Source organism: Legionella lansingensis (genome assembly GCF_900187355.1).
GTDB classification, from domain to species: domain Bacteria; phylum Pseudomonadota; class Gammaproteobacteria; order Legionellales; family Legionellaceae; genus Tatlockia; species Tatlockia lansingensis.
This window is the reverse complement of the sequence record NZ_LT906451.1, coordinates 1,129,812-1,153,756: the sequence shown is the minus strand read 5'-3', so window position 1 is coordinate 1,153,756 and position 23,945 is coordinate 1,129,812. Positions and strand designations below refer to the sequence as shown.

Sequence of the window (23,945 nt, the reverse complement as noted above, 5' to 3'; positions counted from 1 at the left end):
CTGCTACTTACGAGAAATCTCACCAATGAATCCCCGCGGCATTTGACCTTCCAATTAGCCTTAAGTTTTAGTTGACAAGCTGGTTGCAATGTGGTTTTTTAATATCCCTCCAACCCGTTCATGCTGAGGAGGCGCTTTAGCGCCGTCTCGAAGCATTATTGGAACATCGTTATAAGGATGAGAATTAAATCATGTTTTTTGTCTACATTCTTCAATGTCGGGATAAAAGTTATTACACAGGTCATACTGATAACCTTGAAAATCGATTATATCAACATCAAAATAAACTGCTTCCAAATTGTTATACCAGCACACGGCTGCCAGTTAATTTGATGTATTCACAAGCATTTCCCTCACGAGAAGAGGCACTTGCTGCAGAGCAACAAATCAAAGGATGGACTCGTAGAAAAAAAGAAGCGCTCATCCATCAAAATTGGCAATCGCTGTCAAACTATGCGAAGCGTGCTTCGAGACGGCGCTAAAGCGCCTCCTCAGCATGAACGAAGTATCCTAGCAATAAAAACTTAGGCTAATTGGAAGGTCGATGCCGCGGGGATTCGTTGGTGAGACTTTCCTCTGCATTAGATTTCTCAATCATGCTGGAGAACGACCGGGCGAGAAAATTCAAACCCCCAAAAACATTAACAATGCTTTTTGTACATGTAACCGATTTTCACTTTGCAAAAAGATGATGGAACACGGACTATCTGGCAATGTTACTGATACTTCTTTACCACGCTCCATCGGCATGCAATGCATGAAAACAGCCTCTGGTTTTGCCTGAGACATTAACGATTCATTCACCTGGAATCCATGAAAATGGTTTTCGCTCCGCTGTTGTTCAAAACCCATACTTGTCCAAACATCGGTATAGACAGCATGAGCATTCTGAACAGCGTCCTCAGGAATGGAATAATTGGTAACCATCGAATCAAATAAGTTCTTACTGTACGATAAGATGTCTGGATCAGGCTGATGTTCGGTAGGACAGCAATAGTTAATTTTTACCCCTACCTGAGGAGCCATGAGCAACAGACTGTGGAGAACATTGTTACCATCACCAATATAAGCCAGAGTTAAACCATTAAGTGCGCCAAAGCACTCCTGTAAGGAAAGTAAATCGGCGAGAACCTGGCAAGGATGATATAAAGCCGATAAACCATTAATGATGGGTATGGTTGCATATCTTGCCATTTCTTCTAAACCCTTGTCGTCATGCGTGCGCACCATAACAAAATCGCAATAGCCATTTAATACGCGTATTAAATCACCTGGCTCCTCATGCTTGCGCGTGTTGCTAATACTTTCTATCGCTCTTCCACCCAAATTCTCCATGGCTAGAGTAAAACTTAACCTGGTACGAAAGGAGGGTTTTTCAAAAATCATAGCTAAGTTTTTGCCAACAAGAGCATTGTGATAATGGGAGGGATTTTTTTTAATGGCAGCAGCTAATTTGAGTATTTTTAAAATATCATCGGGACTTAACTCTTTACCAGTTAACAGATGCTTGAGTTTACTGGAATGTTTAACTTGTGCTTGCAACGGAAATAACGACATTGTATTTTTCTCTCATGAATAAATATTCAATAAAAATATAAAATATGCATTAATATGCATATTTATGTCATATTAAACCTTTTATTGAATATAGGCAACCGTTTGCTGCCGCCTAGCACAGGATTAAAACAATCAATGACACTCGATCTTCAAAGTTTTTTAATTTGCCAAAAACAAAAAAACCGAATTACCGTGGCTTGACCACGGTATCCAGCGATCTTCAGGAATTATGGATACCGTGGTCAAGCCACGGTAATTCGGGGTCATGAAAAGTTAATATTGAGAAATAAAAAAAGCGATTATTTTTTGAGAATAACACCCTTGACTCCTATTCTGACTTCTTTCTTCCTCCATGAAGAAAGGCAGTAATTCTTCTACTGATTCTGAAGGGTGAAATGGCAGCACTGTAAGCAAGTGTTTTATTGATAAAGCCAGGAATGATAAATAATTTGTTTTTTTGTAAGCCACGATAGGCAAGTTTAGCTACTTTCTCAGCCGACATAACACCTAAAACACCTCTGGCTAGAAAACTCTCATCCATACTTGCAGCATGAAAAAATTCTGTCTGCGTAGGCCCTGGGCAAAGAATGGAGATATTTACCCCTGTGTCTTTCAGTTCATACGCTAATCCTTCAGATAAGGAAGCAACATAAGCTTTTGAAGCATAATAAGCAGCCATGAATGGGCCAGGTTGAAACGCTGCTGTAGAGGACACTTGCAAAATTTTTCCCCTTCCTGCCTCTATAAATTTTTTTGCGAAATAACGTGTTAATTCGGAAACCGTCACCATATTTAACTGCAACATTTGATTGAGATAATGAGGATCCATGTCTACAAAATCACCCAAGTAACCCACACCAGCATTGTTTACCAAGCAATCTATCTCATAACCTTCAGTCTCAATGCGCTCAATCAATTGGGATGCACTATTGCTTAATCCTAAGTCCATGCCAATACAATTCACATTTACAGCATATTGCTGCTTTACGGACGTTGCTAAATCTTGTAACAGCGTTTGGTTGCGGGCTGAGATCAGCAGATCGTGACCATGTTTGGCAAATTCAAAGGCTAAAGCATGCCCTATTCCCTTCGATGCCCCAGTTATTAGCGTTATCATCCTCTACTCCTTGTATAGGATCATCAACTATCCTAAAAGTCTGGAGAGGCTCCTCCCCTTGTTTTAAGGAGGTGCACAACTCTATCGCCTCTTCCCAATTCTGATTATTCATTAAATTCAATACCCGAGTACATTGTCTTGGTAATAGATCCCATTTGCCAAAAAAAGAGGGCTGTTTAAGTTTTTCACCCCGTTGCAGGGCCGTAGCTAATAAACTGAATTTATCCAAAACGTCTTCAATATTCGCGCGATGAGCATTCTGCAAAAGCTGAATGAAAATATACAAAAGAACATGGACCTCACCCTTAATTTCCCGCAGATACCTTAAACCAGCCAAAGGATGATTTAAATTAAGACTGTGCCTGGCTATTTTAAATAATTTCAAATCTTGGCCAATGGTAAAAAATGAGGCGGACAACTTATGGAAGATTGGATAAATAGCCTCAAATAGTTGCATGTTCCTAATTATCCATTGCTTTTCTGAGATGCTTCCGGATAACCTGAGGGGGAAATTTACATCAGAGACCGTGGGTTCTGATGTATCATCTACTGCATCACATTCATCATTTGACTCTGCTGATGATGACGTGAAGTACAATTCACGTAATTTTTGTATTTTTTGTTCGCTCATACCATTGCGCATTGCTTCGGGAGCGATTTTGTTAAACCAATCCAAATGCCCGCGATAACAGCAAAAATATAATAACTCCTCAAAGGAAGCAAAGGTTGAGTACATGAGTTCTGCATTTTTTCCAGTTCCACTACTACAGAATCGTGGAGCAATATAATTTTTTGCAGCCTGATAGCCATTCTCTACCAAAATATTTTGCATATCGGGTTCTATATCAAATTGTGTCGTAGAAATGTTACCTACAGGAATAAGTACGACTTGGTTACTGTGTTGTAATAATTTCAGGCGATCTTGCTCCCATCCACTGACAGGATCTTTAACTCCAGTCAAGAACCCGTAGATCCAGTTCCACACAAAATTTTCACGATAGACTCTTTCAGCAAGTTTATCCAGTAAACTTCTCTCATAACCATGATCAAATTGAAAAGCGACTAAACTCAAACAATTTCCATGTTCTGATTCAAGTAAAGTCGAAAGATCTCCTTTGAATACCTCCGTGGGCAGGTTACTTAAAATGCCACCGTCCTTATGAGGCGTGCCCTCGACAAGTGTAGGTTTGAAGATCACAGGAAGACATGCAGATGCTTGCCCAGCTTTACTTGGCTCCATCCATGGGGTGGTTTCGTATGAAAAATAACGCGTTTTTCTTCGTTCCACATTTGTAGCTGTAAGAATTAATTTTTCCCCCAAGCTACAATCAGGATAGCGTTTTTTTAAAAGATGTAATGATTCAAAGGTAATTTTGCCACGCTTAAATACACTATCTGCTAGAAACCTCCTACCTTCTGGCGTTTTATCAATACTGTATTTACGAATAATCTCATTCACCTTTTTCGTAATCATGTAGTCCAGTGCAGCCTTCATTGCTTGGGCATCTGAAAGACCAGAACTGTCAATGTCATAATGAATCAGGTTATCTTGTTTAAGAGTTTGAAAAAACCTAAGAATATCGGCAGAAGAACAACCAAGATAACTTAAAATTGCCATAATGCCCCCAGCGGAGCTGCCAGCAAATTTATTCAATTCGATATGTGCTTCCTCAAAGGCTTTCTTAGCCCCAACATGAGCAAAAATCTTTGCTCCTCCACCACAATAAACAACACTATCTAACTCTGGACGCTTTTCCGTAACAAAAATCTGGCTATCATTTTCACGCTTGAAAACTCGAACACCATTATCCTCAAAAAGCAATTGGTATTTTTTGCTCCCAAAATGCATTTCCTCCAACTCGATTTTCTGTTCTGGGGTTACAAACCAATGTTTGATCCAGTCAAAAAGTCTTACGTACCAAGATTTCGTGCTCAATAATCGTTGTGTAAACCGATATTCACGCATATCAAGCATGCGTTTTCCATATGACACCACATCAATAGCGAAAGGATGGGGATTATAGATCATGGAATTAAAATCTTGAGAATTCAGATCACAAGTGACTAATTTACTCACCATCTCGTCAGTTAAGAGGACCCGCTTAGTATTCCGCAGTGGCTCAGTTTGATTATCATCTGGTTCCCGATATTTCGCCCCTTTATTATCTTCAATAGAAAATTGATTTAATCCGATGAGTAAGCCATGGCTATCTTGACATATCTCAAGACCAGTCAATTGATAATTTAAAGAAAGCTCAAATTGAGCCAGATGCCAGTGATAGGATTTCTTACGATAATAAATTAAATTTGTAATCCTACCCCACCAACTTAGACCAACTTCTGCAGTGTAGCCCCTATAGTTATTGGTAGCGACCCCACTTAGTAGTTCCATATGCGCATCACCACGGTGAGGCACTAAAAACCAATCCAGGAATTTCTCACGGGCTTGCTCGCTCATTCGTGTAAAATCGATGATTACACGTTCGTTGTCGAGTAAATAATCACCCAAAGTAAAGGTGACATCAGGTGACAGGCCATTTACGCGAAACCATCCATAATGGACAGTAAGAATAAATTTTTTTAGCAAGAGGATATTCGGATTATAGTCGATATCCTTGCCCAACAATGCACTTAACACATCTTCTCGTGGCATAATCTAGTCCTTTAGTTACGAGTCATGTAAGACACGTGCAGAAACACTATGCGCCCGTGCACTGAGAATTAATTCTGCTAAATTATTTAACTAACTTTATAACTAACATAAATCAATGAATAAATAAATACCACGTGTATTTTTCTCGATCAGATTATTTACCTAGTGAGGAAATGATTTGTTGCAGTGTCAGTAAAGGTGTTGGGGAACGAGTAATGGGACGCCCGATGACTAAATAGTCACTTCCAAGCTCAATGGCCTGTGCGGGGGTCATGATTCGGGATTGATCATCACTGGGGTTTTCTGGTAAACGAATACCAGGAGTCACTGTAAGAAAAGCAGAACCGCAGGATGCTTTTATTGTGGGTACCTCTAAAGGAGAGCAAACAACACCGTCCAGTTCCGCTTGCTGGGCCAGTTTCGCCAACCTTTGAACTTGCTCATCAATTGAAGTCTCTAACCCAACGGCCAATAAATCATTAACATTCATACTCGTAAGGACAGTAACTGCAATCAAAAGCGGACGACTATGCCCATAGGAACTTAAAGCTTCTTTCGCTGCTTGCATCATGGTTAAACCACCTGAAGCATGAACATTGAGCATCCATACACCAAGTTCTGCGCAAGCACGACAGGCTTGAGCTACCGTATTTGGAATATCATAAAATTTTAAGTCAAGAAAAACCTTAAATCCTTTTTTTATAAGTAGATGAACAAATGTTGTACCAAACAAAGTAAACATTTCACTACCTACTTTTAGCGCACATTGGTTAGGATCAAGCTGCTCAACAAGTGTTAAGGCATCCTCTTGCTTACAGAAATCAAGGGCTACAATTAATTTTGAGTTCATTTACACTCCGAGCAACTCGTGAGAAAGGCAAGACTTCACCGCATGAACAATTTTTTGTTGATCGTCCAAAGTTAAGTATGGGTGCATCGGTAAACTGACCACATACCTACTGGCCCTCTCAGCATTAGGAAAATCACCTCGCTTATAGCCAAGATAAGCTAAGGCCTCTTGTTCATGCATGGCAACAGGATAATGGACCGCTGTTGGTATACCCAGTGCCTGCATTTGTTTCTGGAATTGATCTCGATTCGGCACCTCTATCGTATATTGTGCAAAAACACTGGTATTTCCTGGCATAACAGCTGGCGTTTTTACAATGCCTGATAGTAATTGCTCATAGCGTTGTGCCACTCTTTGACGCATGGCAATTTCATCAGGAAACAATTTCATCTTTTCAATTAAAATGGCTGCTTGTATCGTATCCATGCGACCATTGATACCTATTCTGCGGTGGCAATACCTGGTATTCTGACCATGAACACGTATTTCGAGCATTCTTTCCGCCAGCACATCATCATCGGTGAAACACGCTCCCGAATCTCCATAACCTCCTAAAGGTTTAGAAGGGAAAAAGCTGGTACAAGCAATCGTCGATAAAGCACAAGAGTAAACACCATGCTGCGTTGCCCCGAAACTTTGAGCAGCATCTTCAATAACGGGCAAACCATGTTGCCTCGCAATAGCACCGATGGCTTTCATGTCCGCGCACTGCCCATATAAGCTCACCGGCATGATAGCCTTTGTCTTAGGCGTTATGGCTGCTGTAATTTTTGTTGGATCAATATTGTAAGTATGAGGATCAATATCTACAAAGACAGGCTTAGCCTGACACAGAGCGATCACTTCCGCAGTAGCAAAAAAACTGAATGGACTAGTAATGACTTCATCACCAGGTTCTAATTCCAGAGCCAATAAGGCCATCAATAATGCATCTGTTCCACTTGAGTTAACAATGGCATGTCTCACACCTAAGAATTGTGCCAGTTGTTGTTCTAGCTTAGTTATTTCGGGTCCCATAATATATTGACCGTGCTCTAGAACAGTTTGGATACACTGTAGAATGTTTTTTTCAATTAATTTATATTGCTGTTTAAGATCAATAAATTGCATAATTTTCTCAAAAATTTAATCGTGGAAGAGATTAGCGAAGTCGTAGTCCAGAGAGTGTTTAGCCAAAACGTGTCATCCCGCGTAGGCGGGCATCCATCCTGATTAAAGCCTCGTGCCATTTCAGAATGGATTCCCACTTGCGCGGGAATGACATCGTTTAATGAACAGTTTCACAGTCCCTAACTTACCTAAACTAATCCCCTTCCAACCCATGAACTGGCTTCATTCTACCCCACTGTTTACAACTTGGGCAATGCCAATGCAAATGTTTCCCACCAAATCCACAATGCCCGCAGCGATAGATGGGTTTATTATCTAAAAATTTGCTAGTAATATCATAAAGCATCTGTAGCTTATTTCTTACTTTCCCATGTGCGGTTTCAAGATGCCAGAAGATGAGTCGATTTAATCCTCGAATCGAAGAGTGCGCACTTAATTGATCGGATACAAAGTCTATAGCAACATCCACACCTTTTTGGTTACGTAAAAACTCACCAATCACAAAAATTGTGGAGGCACGAGGGTGTTCTGCAAGCGTTTGTTGCAAATACTCTACACATTCCCCCATGGTGTCTAATTCTCGATGACAAGTGACTAAAGGCTCAATGATTTCACCTAAAAATTCAGGATCTTGTTCTGGAACCCTTCTCAGTGAGCGAATAGCTTGTTTGAAACGACCATTTTGCATATCTAGATTAGCCTGCATCAGACTGGCCCGCACACACATTTTATCCACAACAAGCGCTTGCTTAATGGCATTTTGTGCTTTCTCTGGGGAATTTGCTTTTAAGGCTTGGGCAGCAATTTCACAGTAGTAGTGCGCAGCTTGTGTATGCATGCTTTGCCCCAAAGAAAGCTCTATTTTCTTGGTAATATCCAGGGCTTTTTCCCATGCCTTTTCTTGCTGATAAATGGCTAGCAATCCTTGCAAACTGCAGGTTTCACTTCCCCCACCAAGCTCAACAACTTCTAAAAAAATACGTTCTGCTCTGTCGAATACACCAGCACTCATATAATCTTGTCCGAGCGCCATGAGGGCTTCTTTTCGCTCTCGCAAACTCAATTGGGGACGAGCGATAAGATTTTGATGAATGCGAATGGCCCTATCCACCTCTCCACGTCGCCTGAATAAACTGCCAAGCGCCAAATGTGTTTCGACGGTGTCACTGTCAACCTCAAGAAGTTTAATAAAAATATCTACTGCTTTATCAGGTTGTTCATTCAATAAATAATTCAAACCAACAACATACTCGCGCGATAAACGATTATTAAAACGTGTTTCTTTGCCAGAATAATTACGGCTAGCAACCCACCAGCCAGACCAAGCCGCTGCAGGTAACAATAATGGCCATAAATTAATCATTAAAGATCTCCATTATCTCGTTTGCTCAAAAGCAGATAGCACGTAGCAATAAAATTCTAGATTCTGAATCATCTCATCCTTATCGTCAATTCACTCTATTCAGTGGGGGCAATTTAATTTAAGGTTTTATTCTCAATAATTCTCGACGTCCTGCTCCCGGACTTGATCCGGGAGCAGGACGTCGGCCAAGAAAACCGCACTTTCAATCACACCCCATCAGTGCTGATCCTGCAAAGGTATCGATCTTAGATTTTTTATTTCTTTTTCTATCAGCTTGGATTGATTTTTTAATTTTAAATATTCTACTTTTAGGCGCCAATAACGATATAAGAATAAGAGGAATCCCAAAAGTAAGCCTATGCCTAGCATGATTGTCATTAACACTGATATCGGCATGGTGAGTTTGGTGAAGTAGAAATTTACTTGGACTGACGAAGCATTTAAGGCAGCAAAAGTGACTCCTAATAATATTAAAAACAAATAAAATATGATCATAAAGAGACGCATTGAATTATCCTTAACGATTCACTGAAAATGGGTAAAAGCCCAGGCCGATTTCATCAAAAGTCCAATTTATAAACACTTTGATGGGATAATTTGTAGGTTGGGCCTTGGTACAACAATTTAGAACATCGTACCAAGGTTCAACCTACTTTTACTTGATCCTAAGTTTTTCAGTAATACTCTATCATCTCAATAAAATTTAACAATTAAAATTGATAATAAAAGGAAAAAAAAAGCGTAGTTTAACTACGCTTTTTTGAAAGAGAAGAAAATTATTCGCCTTCTTTGCTTGCCATTTTTTCTTTGAGCAAATCACCTAATGTGGTTGAAGCAACTTCTCCACTGCGAGAGTATTTCTTGATTGCTTCGGCCTGATCTTGAGCATCTTTAGCTTTCACCGAAAGTGCTATTGTGCGATTTTTCTTATCAATATTGATAATCTTGGCCTCAACTTCATCCCCTTCCTTGAAAAGGGTGGTAGCATCATCAACTTTTTCTTCAGACAATTCATTGGCTCGAATAGTGCCAACAACCTCTGGAGCTAAGTCAATGGTCACTGATTTGGCGTCCACAGCAGATACTGTACCTTTAACGATTGCTCCTTTAGCATGTTCTTCGACATAGGTAGTAAATGCATCGCCTTCAAGTTGCTTCAAGCCTAAAGAAATACGCTCACGCTCAGCATCAATAGCCAGAATAACTGCTTCTAATTCTTGACCTTTCTTGAATTGTTTCACAGCTTCTTCGCCAGGAGTATTCCAAGAGATATCAGACAAGTGTACCAGGCCATCAATATCACCCTCTAGACCAATGAAAATTCCAAAGTCAGTAATAGAGCGAATCTTACCCTTAACTTTTTGTCCTTTACTATGCGTTTGTGAGAATTGATGCCATGGATTACCCACACATTGCTTCATACCAAGAGATATACGGCGACGTTCCTCATCAATTTCAAGAACCATTACATCAACAACATCACCCATGGAAACGACTTTGCTAGGATGTACGTTTTTGTTAGTCCAATCCATTTCAGACATGTGGACCAAGCCTTCTACGCCTTCTTCAATTTCAACGAAGCAGCCATAATCTGTAATGTTAGTTACTTTACCCTGTAGCTTTTTACCGACAGGATAACGCTCGACCAAATCAACCCAAGGATCATTACCCAATTGTTTCATGCCTAAAGAAACACGGTTGCGTTCGCTATCAAAGCTCAATACCTTAACACGAACATCTTGGCCAACGGTTAATACTTCACTTGGGTGTTTAACACGTTTCCAAGAAATATCAGTGATGTGTAACAACCCATCAATACCACCTAAATCAATAAAGGCACCGTAGTCGGTAAGATTTTTTACAATACCATTAAGTTCTTGACCTTCGTGCAATGACTCCAGGAGCGCTTGTCTGTCTGCACTACTTTCTTCCTCAACAACAGCACGACGAGAGACGACGATATTGTTGCGCTTGAGATCCATCTTAATGACTTTGAATTCTAATTCTTTACCTTCGAGATATGACGGATCACGAACCGGTCTGACATCGACCAAAGAACCAGGTAAAAATGCACGAATTGAGCCGATTTCAACAGTGAAGCCACCTTTGACTTTACCAGAAATTAGACCTGTTACTGTTTCGTTATTTTCATGGCATTTAGACAATTTGCGCCATGCTTCTTGGCGTTTCGCTTTTTCCCTAGAGAGCAAAGTTTCACCATAGCCATCTTCAACTGAATCCAAGGCCACTTCCACAGTATCCCCTAGATGAACTTCCAACTCCCCATTCTTATCTTGGAATTCTTCAACGGCTACTATACCCTCTGATTTTAAACCGGCATTTAAGGTTACATAATCATCGTCGATACCGATGACTTTTGCGGTAATAATTGCGCCAGGATAAAACTGTGCACCAGCAATACTTTGCTCAAATAGTTCTTTGAAACTTTCAGACATATTAATAAACTCTTTAGTAAAAAAATAGAAGTACGAGATCCCCTCGCCTTCCCCCAAATTTAACGAAAAAACAAGTGCTCATCGACCAATTTTAATACATTATTGAACACTTGTACAATCGTTAAGCCAGTTGTATCGATAAAAGCCGCGTCCTCTGCTGGCTTTAAGGGCGCATGCAGCCGAGAAGTGTCCCTTGCATCGCGTTTAGCCAACTCATCAACAACTTCGGCGAGGCTAGCATCAATTCCCTTTTCTTTCAACTGTAAATAACGTCTATGTGCTCTTTCTTCAGGAGAAGCATATAAATATATTTTTAAAACAGCCTTAGGGAACACCACAGTGCCCATATCTCGACCATCAGTCACTAAACCAGGAAGCTCCGCAAAGGCGCGTTGGCGTGCAAGTAACGCTTTGCGTACTGCAGGCAAAACCGCAATTTTAGATGCATTCTGCCCACACTCCTCACTTCTTATTTCCTCTGTAACATCTTCACCATCAAGAAATATTTGCATTTTTTCATGCGGATTCGTTGCAAACTTCAAATTGAGGTTATGCGCAAGCTCAGCTAAAGCATGTTCATTATTAAAATCGACTCCCTTTCTTTTAGCTGCCAGAGCTAACACTCGATAAATACAGCCGCTGTCCAATACATTCCAATTTAAATGATTTGCAAGCATGTGACAGATGGTTCCTTTGCCTGTACCACTTGGCCCATCCAAAGTAATGACTGGAACATTTTTATCAGACGGCATCTTCAATTTCCTTAATGACCAAATGCGTTTTATTTGCTATTTGCACAAATGTAGGGAATGAAGTTGCTACATTGGCACAATTTTTTATAGTGACTGGATTTTGAGCAACAGCGCCTGCGATAGCAAAAGCCATTGCTATACGATGATCATGGAAACTATTGACTTCTCCACCTTGAAACTTACCGCCATTGATGTGCAAACCATCCTCAAAAGCTTGAGCTTCAATCCCTAGATTTTGTAAACCCTCAACCATCGCCCCAATTCTGTCACTTTCTTTGCACCGTAACTCCCGTGCCCCATGTAACAGTGTTTGGCCTTTAGCACAAGCTGCTGCAATAAAAATGATTGGGAACTCGTCAATAGCGAGGGGCACCAACTCAGAAGGAATATCAATGCCTTCGAGGGAAGCATATTTCACACAAAGATCAGCAACTAACTCTTCGCCACAAAGTCGCTTATTATTCAAAGTGATATTAGCACCCATAAGGCCTAAAATCTGGATGATGCCTGTCCTTGTGGGATTGATACCCACATTGCGAATAACAAGCTCAGAGTCAGGAATAATCGTCGCCGCCACAATAAAAAAAGCAGCGGAGGAAATATCACCAGGAACAATAATATCTGTGCCTAAACATTCGCTTTCAGAATTAATAATAATGGTATCTTCTGCTTTTTGAATGGGATAAGAAAAGGTGGTTAACATCCTTTCAGTGTGATCTCTTGTAAACCCCGGTTCAATAACCCTTGTTTCTCCTTGAGCATAAAGTCCCGCCAACAAAAGGCAGGATTTCACCTGTGCACTTGCTACAGGCATCTCGTAGGTAATCCCCTGCAACGAATGCCCCCCACGAATAAATAATGGCGGCTTACCTTCGGTAGTCATTATATCCGCTCCCATCTGTATGAGAGGACGACTTACACGCTCCATTGGTCGCTTTAGCAGACTTTGATCACCTGTTAATTCACTGTCAAAGGGTTGAGCTGCGAGAAGACCTGCCAGCAAACGTATAGTTGTACCCGAGTTACCACAATCGATGATACCTTTGGGTTTCTGTAAACCATGCTTACCAACCCCATGGATAACCACTCTCTGAGCAACGGGTCCCTCGATCGCTACCCCCATCGACTGAAATGCTTTTAAGGTTGCAAGACAATCTTCTCCCTCCAAAAACCCATTTATCGTAGTAGTCCCTTTAGCAATGGCTCCCAAAATGATAGCCCGATGAGAAATGGATTTGTCCCCTGGAACTGTGATATCACCCTGCAATCTTTTCACTGGGTGACTCACAAAATGCAGCATTGTCATTGATATTCCTCAGCAAAATCGCACATAAATTCGATTAAACTATCTATACCTGCCATAGGCATCGCATTATAAATACTGGCACGCAATCCACCAACAGCCCGGTGACCTTTCAAAGCCAATAGGCCCCGTTGCTGTGCGCGATTGATAAATAATTCTTCAAGATTCGGGTTTCTTAGATTAAAGCAAACATTCATTAACGATCGTGCTTCCTCAACAACTTTACAATAATAAAATGATGAAGAATCGATATATTGATAAAGCTTAGCTGCTTTTTTACGATTCATGGCGTAGATGGCATCAATCCCCCCTTGCTGTTTAAGCCAATCAAACATTTTCAGTGCCAGATAGCAATTAAACGTTGGCGGCGTCGCATACATGGATTGCTCTTTTGTATGAGTCCGATAATCCATCATTATAGGGATTGTTTTATCGCCAATTGTGTCCAAAAATTGATCGCTGACAATAACTACCGTTAATCCAGCGTTGGCAATATTTTTTTGAGCACCTGCAAAGATTAATGCGTAATTTTGGACATCGATGGGTTCGCTAAGAAGACTGGATGTCATATCTGCAACGAGAGGAACATTAATACCTTTAGGCTCTTTAGGAAAACGCACACCATTTATCGTTTCGTTAGAAGTAAAATACAAATAACGCGTTTCAGCTCGAACTTGCCATTCATTATCGGCAGGAACATAGGTAAATCCTGTATCTTCGCTGCTTGCCACACAGTAAGCTGTCTTTAGATGACAAGCTTCTTGATAAGCGAGAGAAGACCAAAGGCCAGTAACGAGATAACCTGCTTGTTCTGATTCATTTAAAAAATTTAATGGAATCATGCCAAAATGCGTTCTTGCAGCTCCACCTAAAAGTAAAACATGGTAATTAGCAGGAATATTTAACAGATCGCGAAGACCTTGCTGGGCTTGTTCCATCAGATGGATAAATTCTGGGGTACGGTGGCCAATTTCCATAATGGACATCCCCGAATTTTGCCAATTTAATAACTCTTCTTGCGCCTCTCTTAGAATTGGCTCGGGCAACATCGCAGGGCCCGCGCCAAAATTATATTTCCTATTCATTATCGTCTTCGTGAGTGTAATGTTCAGAAGAGGTATCGTCATCGCTTATTTCTTCTATATCCCCAGATTCTTCTGAGTCCTCTTCTTCACCGATATCCTCAATTCGTTGCATTCCTACTACAAGTTCACCTGAACTTACATTGATAAGTCGAACCCCTTGGGTATTACGACCAATGATAGATAGTTCAGAGACTTTAAACCGTACAAGCGTGCCTTTGTCAGTAATGAGCATTGCTTCATCACCGTCTTCAACCTGCAAAGCACGGACAACTTTACCATTACGTTCATTGACTTGAATAGAAATTACCCCTTGTCCTCCACGTCCCGAAACACGGTATTCTTCTACATCAGTGCGTTTACCGTAACCATTTTCAGTAGCGGTTAAAATGGTACCATGCGGTTTAGCAACAACCAGTGAAATGACCGATTGTTTTGGCTTTAAGCGGATACCACGAACCCCCCGAGCCGTTCTACCCATCGGACGAACCAGATTCTCATCAAAGCGAATCACTTTTCCTGCATCAGTAAACAACATAATATCTTTGCTACCGTCAGTAATATCAACACCCACTAGGCGATCGTCCTCGTTTAAGTCGATGGCAATTATTCCTGATGAACGTGGGCGACTAAAGGCCTCTAAAGGAACTTTCTTTACAGTACCGGCTTTTGTTGCCATAAAGACAAAATACCCTTCTGTGTATTCACGCACAGGAAGCATGGCATTGATGGACTCATCGTCTGCAAGGGGAAGAATGTTCACAATAGGTTTACCACGAGAAATCCTGCTTGCAAGCGGTAACTGGTAAGCTTTAAGCCAATATAATTTCCCGTAGTCAGAAAAACATAATAACGTATCATGCGTATTGGCAATAATCAGACGCTCTATAAAATCCTCATCTTTGACATTGGTCGCTGATTTCCCCTTGCCACCCCGACGTTGTGCCTGGTAGGCAGAAATAGGTTGATATTTCACATAACCTTGATGAGAGAGCGTAACAACAACACTTTCTTCTGTAATCAGATCTTCAATGGTTAAATCTTCTTGTGATGCAATGATTTCAGTTCGCCGTTTATCACCAAATTGGGTTTTAACTTCTAACAATTCTTCTCGAATTACTTGCATAAGACGCTCGGGAGAAGCCAAAATATCCAATAACTCTTTAATAACTCCCAAAAGTTCTTCAAATTCGTTAATTATTTTGTCCTGTTCCAATGCGGTCAAGCGATGCAATCTTAACTCAAGGATAGCCTGAGCTTGATCCGGCGATAAACGGTAACCGCTATCGATCAGGCCAAAGTCGCTTCCCAGATCATCTGGTCGACAAGCATCGCTACTGGCATTTTGCAACATTGCTTTAACTAAGCCAGGCTCCCATGTCCGCGCTAACAAAGCGCCTTTAGCATCCTGCGGAGTGGCAGACTGCTTAATTAGGTCGATCATTTCATCAATGTTCGCTAAGGCAATTCCCAAACCTTCCAAAATATGTGCACGGTTTCTAGCTTTCTTGAGTTCAAATATCGTACGGCGAGTAACAACTTCTCTTCTGTGTTTAATAAAACACTCAAGTATTTCTTTTAAATTCAAGGTGCGAGGTTGACCATCGACCAAAGCGACCATGTTAATACCAAATACATTCTGCATTTGGGTATGAGCATAAAGGTTGTTTAAGATGACTTCCGCAACTTCACCACGCTTGAGTTCAATAACAACTCGCATCCCCTGCTTGTCAGACTCATCTCGAAGACCAGAAATCCCCTCTAGGCGCTTTTCACGCACAAGCTCAGCGATTTTTTCCACCAAGCGTGCCTTATTAACCTGGTAAGGCAACTCACTAATGATGATGGATTGACGACCGGTTTGTTCATCCGTCTCTATTTCTGTACGTGCACGAACATATATTCGACCTCGGCCAGTACGATAGGCTTCTATAATACCTGCCTTCCCATTGATGATGGCGGCCGTGGGAAAATCAGGCCCTGGAATATGAGCCGCCATTATATCTTCTAGACTTAAATCCGGGTTTTCCACCAAGGCTATGCAAGCATCAATAACTTCATTTAAATTGTGCGGCGGGATATTCGTTGCCATACCAACGGCGATACCTGAGGAACCATTAACCAGAAGATTAGGGATCCTTGCCGGTAACACAACGGGAGCAAACTCGGTTTCGTCGTAGTTAGGACTAAAATCAACTGTTTCTTTTTCCAAATCAGCGAGTAAAGCATGAGCCACTTTCGACATTCTGACTTCGGTATAACGCATAGCTGCGGCGAAATCACCATCGACTGATCCAAAGTTCCCTTGGCCATCAATGAGCATATAGCGCATTGAAAATGGCTGAGCCATACGCACAATGGTATCGTAAACAGCGGTATCCCCATGAGGGTGGTATTTACCAATGACATCCCCCACTACACGGGCAGATTTTTTATAGGGTTTATTCCAATCATTACCCAATTCGCTCATGGCAAAAAGTACCCGCCGATGCACGGGCTTTAAACCATCACGGACATCTGGCAATGCCCGTCCCACAATGACGCTCATAGCGTAGTCCAAATAGGACTGTTTTAATTCATCTTCAATATTAACTGGTATAATTTCTTTGGCTAAATAAACCATAACGAGGATGTTTCCTTATGCAATTGTTTGCAAATAAATAGTGTGAAATGATACCACACAGAGCAATCTAATTGACAGTGGACTTTGTCATGACGTGCCTCTTACCTAAAAACCAAAGGTATGCGCTCCAGAAAGCTAATGATGAGTTTATCAATGCTTATTCTTATATTGCTTAAAAATTCACCCGTTAGTCGGTTTGCTAAAACCACACTAATGGATAAACAGCGATGACCTAATAAACCACCAAGTCCGAGTATAGCAGCTGTTTCCATCTCGAGGTTGGTTATCCCTAGTCCTGAGAAATGAAATTCATTGAGTTTGCTTAAAAAATTCGGATACCGCAAAGGCAATCGCAATCGTCTTCCTTGTGGCCCATAAAAACCTCCACAAGTGGCTGTTATTCCCAAAGAACCCAAGGGTTTAAATCCTATAGCCAATTCTTTATCTGCCTCACTGACAAAGAAAGAACCCGCTTCCTCTTGCATATGATTCTCTAGAGCTGCGTTTAGCTCACATAATTCTGGCGATAATTGTTGTTGATAATAATGAAGAAGTGTATCGAATCCAATTGCATACTGACTGATAATCACATCTCCAGGACGACAATCAGGCTTAATTCCTCCTGTAGTTCCCAAGCGAAAAATCGTTAGTTGTCGCGTTTTTTCTCTAACTGTGCGAGTTTCCAAATCAATATTGGCAAGAGCGTCCAGTTCCGTAAGTACGATGTCAATATTGGGCATACCAATGCCAGTTGAAACCACACTAAGCCTATGATGACCGATGTAACCCGTGTGTGTGACAAATTCGCGATGGGTTCTTTGGAATTCAATTTTATCAAAATACTGACTCACCTGTTGTACACGCCCAGGGTCACCAACAGTAATCACCAGATCGGCTAACTCTTCTGTATGTAAATCTAAATGGTAAACCGCCCCACGCTTATTAAATGGCAACTCCGCTGGTCTTATCATTATTCTTCCCTATCCAAAAATACTCTATTGTTCCATACTTAACCATATACTAATACTTAACGATCGAGTAAAAAATCAATTTGCCATTAGACAAATTGACTGTAAAGGGGCATTTTTATATAGTTCTGCGCACTGAAGCAAGTGAGTAGGCTATGAGAAGCCATAAACTTAGGAGACGCGATGACCACAAAAGTTGCACAACTTAATATTGACGGCCATGATCCGATTGAGCTTCCAATATATAGCCCAACTCTTGGTAACGATGTTATTGACATCAATAAGCTAGCTGCACAAGGCTATTTTACTTTCGATCCTGGCTTTGTTGCGACAGCTTCTTGCGAGTCCAAAATTACTTATATCGATGGTGATAACGGCATATTGCTTTATCGAGGTTATCCTATTGAGCAATTAGCTGAGAAAAAAGATTTTCTTGATGTTAGTTACCTCCTCCTCAATGGGGAACTACCTAATGAGAAGGAAAAAAAGGATTTTATTAGCTTGATTAATAACCACACCATGGTCCATCAGCAAATGTACAATTTTTTAAATGGGTTCCGTCGTGATGCACATCCGATGGCAATTATGGTGGGAATTGTAGGTGCGTTATCAGCGTTTTATCATGATTCTATAGACTTAAATAACCAGAACGATCGCTATATTTCAGCCATTCGTTTAATTGCCAAAATGCCTACCTTGGCTGCAATGAGTTACAAATATTCTGTAGGCCAACCCTACATGTACCCACAAAATAGAATGTCTTATGCGGAAAATTTCTTACACATGATGTTTGGGGTACCCTCCGAAGACGTTGAACCCAATCCTGTTATAGTCAATGCCATGGATACCATTTTTACGCTTCATGCCGATCATGAACAGAATGCATCCACATCCACTGTACGCCTTGCTGGATCGACAGGAGCCAATCCCTATGCTTGCATCTCGGCTGGAATCGGCGCTCTTTGGGGTCCTGCTCATGGCGGTGCAAATGAAGCTTGCCTCAATATGTTAAAGGAAATTGGTGATGTCAAGCACATCAATCATTATATCCAACGCGCAAAAGACAAAGATGATCCTTTCCGCTTGATGGGCTTTGGACATCGTGTCTATAAAAGCTATGATCCCCGTGCGAAAGTGATGCGCAAAACCTGTTACGAAGTGCTCAATGCTGTTGGTGCACATGAGGCTCCCTTATTCAAGTTAGCACTGGAACTTGAGCGTATTGCACTAGAAGATGAGTATTTCGTAGAGAAAAAACTCTACCCTAACGTTGACTTTTATTCTGGTATCACTTTAAGTGCAATTGGTATTCCCACTAACATGTATACGGTTATCTTTGCTCTAGCCAGAACGGTTGGATGGATGTCTCATTGGATGGAAATGGTCTCCAATAAGTCAAAAATTGGCCGCCCTCGCCAACTCTACACAGGCGAAAAGCAACGGGATGTACAATAAATAAAGAGCAGCTTCAACAATAAAAAGATAGTGCAAAGAATTTTTTGCTTTTTTTGCCGTTCGGGCTGAGGAAGCGCTTTAGCGCTGTCTCGAAGCCATGCTGGTCTTGCGGAAAGGCCCTTCGAGAGCCTCAGGACAGGCTTCGAGACGGCATAAATGCCTCCTCAGCCCGAACGACTATGGAGTGATAAATGCAAAAGATTTGCTTTTTCGACAGCCATTTTCATATCATTGATCCTCGCTTCCCTTTAATCCCCAATGATAATTTTTTGCCTTCATGGTTTACAGCTAGTCAGTATTTCGCTCGCCTAAAAAAATTCAATCTATTAGGAGGAGCAATTGTTTCAGGCTCCTTCCAAGCGTTTGATCAAAGCTATCTTTTAACCAGCTTAAAAGAGTTAGGGCCTACATTTGTCGGGGTTACTCAGCTACCCTTCTCTACTTCAGATGAGGACATTTTAAGCTTAAATGAGGCCGGCGTTCGGGCTCTGCGCTTCAATGTCAAGCGCACAGGTGTAGACATTACCAAACTGTCATCCTTTGCGCACAGAGTATATGAGATTGCGGGTTGGCATGTTGAGTTATACATCAATGCGCAGGATTTACCGGAACTTACAAACCTTATCCTGGAATTACCTGCCGTAAGCATTGATCATTTAGGTTTAACAAAAGAAGGCTTTACAACATTGCTGCAATTGGTTGAGCATGGAGTTAAGGTCAAAGCAACAGGGTTTGGCAGGGTTGATTTTGATGTTTCACAGGCAATAAAAGATATTAACCACGCTAATCCAGATGCTTTAATGTTTGGCACCGATTTGCCCTCAACGCGAGCACCACGTCCTTTCAAGGATGAAGATGTTAGTTTGATTCTAGATAGCTTTGACATTCAGCAGGCTGAAAAAATTCTGTATTTAAATGCGCTTAGCTTTTATCGTATTCCAATTATGAGAGTTAGGTAGCCCAGTTGCTTGCAACCGGGAATTCATCGTCAGCGATCCCTGGCTGCAAGCAGCCAGGCTACACAACTACACTTAATTGGCTAAATCACCTTACCTTTTATCATCTCTAAAGCTGCTTTCCATCCTTGATAATCAGCCTCTACCGTCTCAGTTTCTGTGCTCGCATAAAACTCTTTCTCACAAATCCAGCTCTCTTCTAGAGCATCCATAGAACTCACTAAACCACAACCCAATGCTGCAAGCATCGCTGCTCCCTGTGCAGTGGTTTCAATATCTTGAGGCCGCTGCACTGTTAACCCACATTGCGAAGCCAAGAATTGCAAAAACCATTGATTGACTGCCATACCCCCATCCACACGCAATAAACCTAACTTAAGCCCGCTATCATCCCGCATGCAGGAGAGAACATCTCTAGTTAAGTAACCAACACTTTCAAGTGCAGCTCGGGCGAAATGTGCTCTGTTGCTTGTTCTAATTAACCCTATGATGGTCGCACCTGACGTTGAAAGCCAATGAGGAGCACCCAAACCTGTAAATGTCGGCAGTAAATACACTCCCTCATTGCTGTCCAAACTTTTCGCGAGAGCTTCAGTTTCTGCTGCAGTTTCAATCAACTTCATTTCATCACGCAACCATTTTACAGTAGTACCCGCATGATAGAGACTGCCTTCTAATCCATAAGCCAGATCTCCTTTGATTTGATAAGCTATTGTGGTTAACAAACGATGTTCTGACCTTACTGGTTTCGAACCAGTATTCATCAACAAAAACCCGCCAGTCCCAAAGGTAGCTTTTATCATCCCATTGGCAAAACAACGTTGCCCAATCAAAGCGGCTTGCTGGTCACCTGCCACTCCGGTGATAGGAATAGGTGCTCCTAAATGCTCTTTATCGATTACTCCAAACTGAGCGTCACTAGGGCAAACCTCTGGTAAAACCGACATGGGGATCTGAAACAACGCTAATAATTCTTCATCCCACTGACGGTTATGAATATTAAACAACAAGGTTCTTGAGGCATTCGTCACGTCAGTTAAATGGGATCGCCCATTGGTAAGACGCCAGATTAGGAAGCTATCTATCGTACCAAATGCGAGTTGATTTTTGGTAGCCAAAGTACGCGCTTCTGGGATATTTTCTAAGAGCCAATGCAATTTGCTAGCTGAAAAGTAAGGATCTGGCAATAAGCCTGCTTTTTGTTGCAATAAATTGCTTAAATCGGAAAGGGATTGACAAAATGCTTCTGTGCGCCTGTCTTGCCAAACGATGGCATGCGCTAAGCATTTTCCCGACTGTTTATCCCAAACAACGGTGGTCTCACGTTGGTTCGTGATCCCACAAGCAAGGACTTTTTCTGCTCCAACGTTTGTTACCACATCTTTTATAGCCTGTAGGGTTTTCTTCCAAATTTCCTCAGGATCATGTTCTACCCAACCAGGCTGAGGATAGAGTTGCGTCAGAGAATATTGACTAGAGGTTATTAGTTGACCTGTAGGGCTGTAAATCATTGCCCTGGTGCTGCTTGTTCCCTGATCAATGGCAAGAAGATAGTTCATTGCTTTAATTTCCTAATAATGATAATTAGATCCTTATCTAGGATAACTTCTCTTAAAACTAACTAAACTTAGAGAACGTCCCCTAGCTCAATCAGTCCTAGAATCAACTGAATTTACAACAAATTTGCATGGTTTTACATGTTTTCGGAGATCATGAATGGAACAGGTTTTTGACGTGGCCGTGATAGGCGGAGGCATCAATGGCTGTGGTACAGCTGCCGATGCTGCGCTGCGTGGTTTGTCAGTCATCCTTTTGGAAAAAGATGACCTTGCTTCTAAAACCTCATCCAGTAGCAGTAAATTAATTCATGGTGGATTACGCTATCTTGAACACTACGATTTTCGGTTGGTCAAAAAAGCGTTGGATGAGCGTCAGAATTTGTTACGGTTGGCTCCCCATCTCGTGCACCCTATACCTTTCGTGCTACCCTACCAGGAAAACATGCGCCCAGCTTGGTTATTACGAACAGGATTGTTCCTCTACGATAATTTGAGCCGCAAAAATAAATTACCGCGAAGTAAATTCATCTTGCGAAAAAAAAGCTCAACCTATTTTTCTCCTCTGCAAGAACAATTGAGAAAAGGATTTCTCTTTTATGATTGTACGACTGATGATTCCAGATTAACAATTACAAATGCGCTTCAGGCAAAGGATCATGGTGCAATTATTTGCAATTATACCAAGATCACAACAGCTAACGTTGTGAATGGGATCTGGCATTTGGATATTACAAATCAAGAAGGTCGAAAAGGTTGCGTCAAGGCAAAAGCAGTTATTAATGCCTCAGGCCCCTGGGTAGAACCCATGAATCGGCTATTAAATATTCCTGATAAATTCAAAATGTCTCTGGTGAAGGGAAGCCATCTGGTTGTGCATAAACTGTACGAGGGGAAGCATGCATATCTGCTGCAACATAAGGATCAAAGGATTGTATTCATTGTGCCTTACCAAGGTTATACCATGATAGGAACAACCGATGTAGCCTTTAATGGCTCCTTGGACGAGGTTCATATCTCAGCGGAAGAAGTTGACTATCTACGTAACTTGGTGAACAGTTACCTTAGATGCGAGATCCAAAAAGAGGATATTATTTATACTTGGAGTGGTGTAAGACCATTGATCGCAGCAGATGGAGAACTCAAAACCTTAAGCCGAGATTACTCTTATTCTTACAATGCATCACCAGCACCATCGGTAACCATTTATGGGGGAAAAATTACTACTTATCGCCAACTTGCTTCGGAAGTTGTCGATGAGTTAAAAACCGTTTTCCCTTACCTCAAAGAATCGCAGAGTAATGACATTGTATTGCCAGGCTCAGAGCTTAATGGCATGTCTTATAAAGATTATTTGATCTACGCAAGAGAAAAATACCACTGGCTCACAAATGAGATTAAAGAGCATTATCTTGCAAGTTATGGAACACGTACTGAATTGCTGTTAGCTGATTGCAGCCAAATGTCTCATCTAGGCCAGGATTTCAGCAATGGATTATACCAAATAGAAGTAGATTACCTCTGTCGTGAAGAATGGGCGCAAAATTGTGAGGATATTCTATGGCGACGGACGAAAAAAGGCTTAAATTTTGGTTCAGAAAATATTGAGATTCTTACCGATTACCTGTCCTCTAAGAGCTTGTTAATTAATTCGCTAAAAATAGAACAATAGACGTTATTTGCGAGCATCGCAGCGCAGTTTACACGAGAGTAAATGAGCAGCGAAGCGCAGCAAATGACGGCTAGTGTTCATTTTTAGTAGAATTAATTAACAAGCTCTAAAGTTCACCCTTATCAATTTTTGCACGAATGTCACTAACATCGGCATTAAGAGCTTGCTTTACGAGATCGTTTAGAACAGATTCCGGCATACTGCCTGCTTCAGAATAAATAACTATTCCTTCTTTAAAAATTATAAGATGAGGAATTGAGCGTATTTGAAACGTTTCTGCTAATTCTGACTCTTCTTCAATATTCACTTTGGTAAATTGAATGAGCGGGTTTTCCTTGGCTATTTTTTCATAGATCTTTGCAAATTGCTTACAGGGGGCGCACCATTCCGCCCAAAAATCGATAAATACCAGTTTATTATTTTCAATTAATTCTTCAAATTGTTCTGTTTTTAAATTGTTAACTGGCATGGG

19 protein-coding genes are annotated in these 23,945 nt (G+C 41.2%); 4 read left to right on the top strand and 15 right to left on the bottom strand.

Annotated elements, in window-relative coordinates; translation table 11 throughout:
- The first annotated feature begins 191 nt into the window (after positions 1-191).
- Positions 192-482 carry a GIY-YIG nuclease family protein gene (locus CKV79_RS05230; RefSeq protein WP_028374103.1) on the top strand — a complete coding sequence of 97 codons (291 nt, stop codon included), beginning with the start codon at positions 192-194 and terminating at the stop codon, positions 480-482.
- 142 nt (positions 483-624) lie between these two features.
- Here CKV79_RS05230 and argF read toward each other — a convergent pair whose 3' ends face one another.
- From argF to CKV79_RS05165, 13 genes are all read right to left on the bottom strand, one after another.
- Positions 625-1,557 (bottom strand): ornithine carbamoyltransferase, encoded by a 933-nt coding sequence (gene argF, locus CKV79_RS05225; protein WP_035916092.1) that lies wholly within the window; start codon positions 1,555-1,557, stop codon positions 625-627.
- Positions 1,558-1,885: 328 nt separating this feature from the next.
- Positions 1,886-2,674: an SDR family NAD(P)-dependent oxidoreductase gene (locus tag CKV79_RS05220; RefSeq protein ID WP_028374101.1), complete on the bottom strand. Its 789-nt coding sequence runs from the start codon at positions 2,672-2,674 to the stop codon at positions 1,886-1,888.
- Entirely contained in the window at positions 2,619-5,327 is a 2,709-nt protein-coding gene (vpdC, locus tag CKV79_RS05215) for a Dot/Icm T4SS effector VpdC (RefSeq protein WP_035916089.1), read from the bottom strand. Before vpdC ends, CKV79_RS05220 begins: the two co-directional genes overlap by 56 nt.
- A gap of 154 nt (positions 5,328-5,481) precedes the next feature.
- Positions 5,482-6,177 carry an orotidine-5'-phosphate decarboxylase gene (pyrF, locus tag CKV79_RS05210; protein ID WP_028374100.1) on the bottom strand — a complete coding sequence of 232 codons (696 nt, stop codon included), beginning with the start codon at positions 6,175-6,177 and terminating at the stop codon, positions 5,482-5,484.
- Complete coding sequence (locus CKV79_RS05205; RefSeq protein WP_028374099.1) at positions 6,178-7,287, bottom strand: DegT/DnrJ/EryC1/StrS family aminotransferase; 1,110 nt, start codon at positions 7,285-7,287, stop codon at positions 6,178-6,180.
- Positions 7,288-7,480: 193 nt separating this feature from the next.
- Entirely contained in the window at positions 7,481-8,650 is a 1,170-nt protein-coding gene (gene lapB, locus CKV79_RS05200) for a lipopolysaccharide assembly protein LapB (protein ID WP_028374098.1), read from the bottom strand.
- A gap of 216 nt (positions 8,651-8,866) precedes the next feature.
- On the bottom strand, positions 8,867-9,157 hold the full coding sequence (locus tag CKV79_RS05195) for a lipopolysaccharide assembly protein LapA domain-containing protein (RefSeq protein ID WP_028374097.1): 291 nt from the start codon (positions 9,155-9,157) through the stop codon (positions 8,867-8,869).
- Positions 9,158-9,426: 269 nt separating this feature from the next.
- Entirely contained in the window at positions 9,427-11,106 is a 1,680-nt protein-coding gene (gene rpsA / locus CKV79_RS05190) for a 30S ribosomal protein S1 (RefSeq protein ID WP_028374096.1), read from the bottom strand.
- Positions 11,107-11,165: 59 nt separating this feature from the next.
- Positions 11,166-11,858 (bottom strand): (d)CMP kinase, encoded by a 693-nt coding sequence (gene cmk, locus CKV79_RS05185; RefSeq protein ID WP_028374095.1) that lies wholly within the window; start codon positions 11,856-11,858, stop codon positions 11,166-11,168.
- Positions 11,848-13,158, bottom strand: coding sequence for a 3-phosphoshikimate 1-carboxyvinyltransferase (gene aroA / locus CKV79_RS05180; RefSeq protein ID WP_028374094.1), 1,311 nt, complete (start codon positions 13,156-13,158; stop codon positions 11,848-11,850). Before aroA ends, cmk begins: the two co-directional genes overlap by 11 nt.
- Before the next feature lie 2 nt (positions 13,159-13,160).
- Positions 13,161-14,246 (bottom strand): 3-phosphoserine/phosphohydroxythreonine transaminase, encoded by a 1,086-nt coding sequence (gene serC, locus CKV79_RS05175; RefSeq protein ID WP_035916082.1) that lies wholly within the window; start codon positions 14,244-14,246, stop codon positions 13,161-13,163.
- Positions 14,239-16,866 carry a DNA gyrase subunit A gene (gene gyrA / locus CKV79_RS05170; protein ID WP_058387149.1) on the bottom strand — a complete coding sequence of 876 codons (2,628 nt, stop codon included), beginning with the start codon at positions 16,864-16,866 and terminating at the stop codon, positions 14,239-14,241. The genes serC and gyrA overlap by 8 nt, the downstream gene beginning before the upstream one ends.
- A gap of 101 nt (positions 16,867-16,967) precedes the next feature.
- Positions 16,968-17,837 carry a nucleoside phosphorylase gene (locus CKV79_RS05165; protein WP_035916295.1) on the bottom strand — a complete coding sequence of 290 codons (870 nt, stop codon included), beginning with the start codon at positions 17,835-17,837 and terminating at the stop codon, positions 16,968-16,970.
- 180 nt (positions 17,838-18,017) lie between these two features.
- Between CKV79_RS05165 and gltA the strand changes: the two genes are divergently transcribed.
- Positions 18,018-19,289, top strand: coding sequence for a citrate synthase (gltA, locus tag CKV79_RS05160; RefSeq protein WP_028374246.1), 1,272 nt, complete (start codon positions 18,018-18,020; stop codon positions 19,287-19,289).
- 191 nt (positions 19,290-19,480) lie between these two features.
- Positions 19,481-20,248, top strand: coding sequence for an amidohydrolase family protein (locus CKV79_RS05155; protein WP_028374245.1), 768 nt, complete (start codon positions 19,481-19,483; stop codon positions 20,246-20,248).
- A gap of 80 nt (positions 20,249-20,328) precedes the next feature.
- Here the strand turns inward: CKV79_RS05155 and glpK are convergent, their stop codons facing one another.
- On the bottom strand, positions 20,329-21,804 hold the full coding sequence (glpK, locus tag CKV79_RS05150) for a glycerol kinase GlpK (protein ID WP_058387150.1): 1,476 nt from the start codon (positions 21,802-21,804) through the stop codon (positions 20,329-20,331).
- 157 nt (positions 21,805-21,961) lie between these two features.
- On the opposite strand from glpK, the gene glpD reads away from it, so the two are divergent.
- A complete protein-coding gene (gene glpD / locus CKV79_RS05145) occupies positions 21,962-23,473 on the top strand; it encodes a glycerol-3-phosphate dehydrogenase (RefSeq protein ID WP_028374047.1) in 1,512 nt (503 codons plus the stop codon).
- A 106-nt stretch (positions 23,474-23,579) separates the two neighbouring features.
- On the opposite strand, the gene trxA is transcribed toward glpD, so the two are convergent.
- Positions 23,580-23,942, bottom strand: coding sequence for a thioredoxin (gene trxA / locus CKV79_RS05140; RefSeq protein ID WP_028374046.1), 363 nt, complete (start codon positions 23,940-23,942; stop codon positions 23,580-23,582).
- Positions 23,943-23,945 lie beyond the last annotated feature (3 nt).

Bases quoted from the DNA above. Each gene is read 5' to 3' on its own strand.
- gyrA (WP_058387149.1), bottom strand. From the start codon at position 16,866: ATGGTTTATTTAGCCAAAGAAATTATACCAGTTAATATTGAAGATGAA.
- rpsA (WP_028374096.1), bottom strand. From the start codon at position 11,106: ATGTCTGAAAGTTTCAAAGAACTATTTGAGCAAAGTATTGCTGGTGCA.
- aroA (WP_028374094.1), bottom strand. From the start codon at position 13,158: ATGCTGCATTTTGTGAGTCACCCAGTGAAAAGATTGCAGGGTGATATC.
- pyrF (WP_028374100.1), bottom strand. From the start codon at position 6,177: ATGAACTCAAAATTAATTGTAGCCCTTGATTTCTGTAAGCAAGAGGAT.
- CKV79_RS05220 (WP_028374101.1), bottom strand. From the start codon at position 2,674: ATGATAACGCTAATAACTGGGGCATCGAAGGGAATAGGGCATGCTTTA.
- cmk (WP_028374095.1), bottom strand. From the start codon at position 11,858: ATGCCGTCTGATAAAAATGTTCCAGTCATTACTTTGGATGGGCCAAGT.
- CKV79_RS05205 (WP_028374099.1), bottom strand. From the start codon at position 7,287: ATGCAATTTATTGATCTTAAACAGCAATATAAATTAATTGAAAAAAAC.
- trxA (WP_028374046.1), bottom strand. From the start codon at position 23,942: ATGCCAGTTAACAATTTAAAAACAGAACAATTTGAAGAATTAATTGAA.
- CKV79_RS05195 (WP_028374097.1), bottom strand. From the start codon at position 9,157: ATGCGTCTCTTTATGATCATATTTTATTTGTTTTTAATATTATTAGGA.
- CKV79_RS05165 (WP_035916295.1), bottom strand. From the start codon at position 17,837: ATGATAAGACCAGCGGAGTTGCCATTTAATAAGCGTGGGGCGGTTTAC.
- lapB (WP_028374098.1), bottom strand. From the start codon at position 8,650: ATGATTAATTTATGGCCATTATTGTTACCTGCAGCGGCTTGGTCTGGC.
- gltA (WP_028374246.1), top strand. From the start codon at position 18,018: ATGACCACAAAAGTTGCACAACTTAATATTGACGGCCATGATCCGATT.
- glpD (WP_028374047.1), top strand. From the start codon at position 21,962: ATGGAACAGGTTTTTGACGTGGCCGTGATAGGCGGAGGCATCAATGGC.
- CKV79_RS05155 (WP_028374245.1), top strand. From the start codon at position 19,481: ATGCAAAAGATTTGCTTTTTCGACAGCCATTTTCATATCATTGATCCT.
- serC (WP_035916082.1), bottom strand. From the start codon at position 14,246: ATGAATAGGAAATATAATTTTGGCGCGGGCCCTGCGATGTTGCCCGAG.
- glpK (WP_058387150.1), bottom strand. From the start codon at position 21,804: ATGAACTATCTTCTTGCCATTGATCAGGGAACAAGCAGCACCAGGGCA.
- CKV79_RS05230 (WP_028374103.1), top strand. From the start codon at position 192: ATGTTTTTTGTCTACATTCTTCAATGTCGGGATAAAAGTTATTACACA.
- argF (WP_035916092.1), bottom strand. From the start codon at position 1,557: ATGTCGTTATTTCCGTTGCAAGCACAAGTTAAACATTCCAGTAAACTC.
- vpdC (WP_035916089.1), bottom strand. From the start codon at position 5,327: ATGCCACGAGAAGATGTGTTAAGTGCATTGTTGGGCAAGGATATCGAC.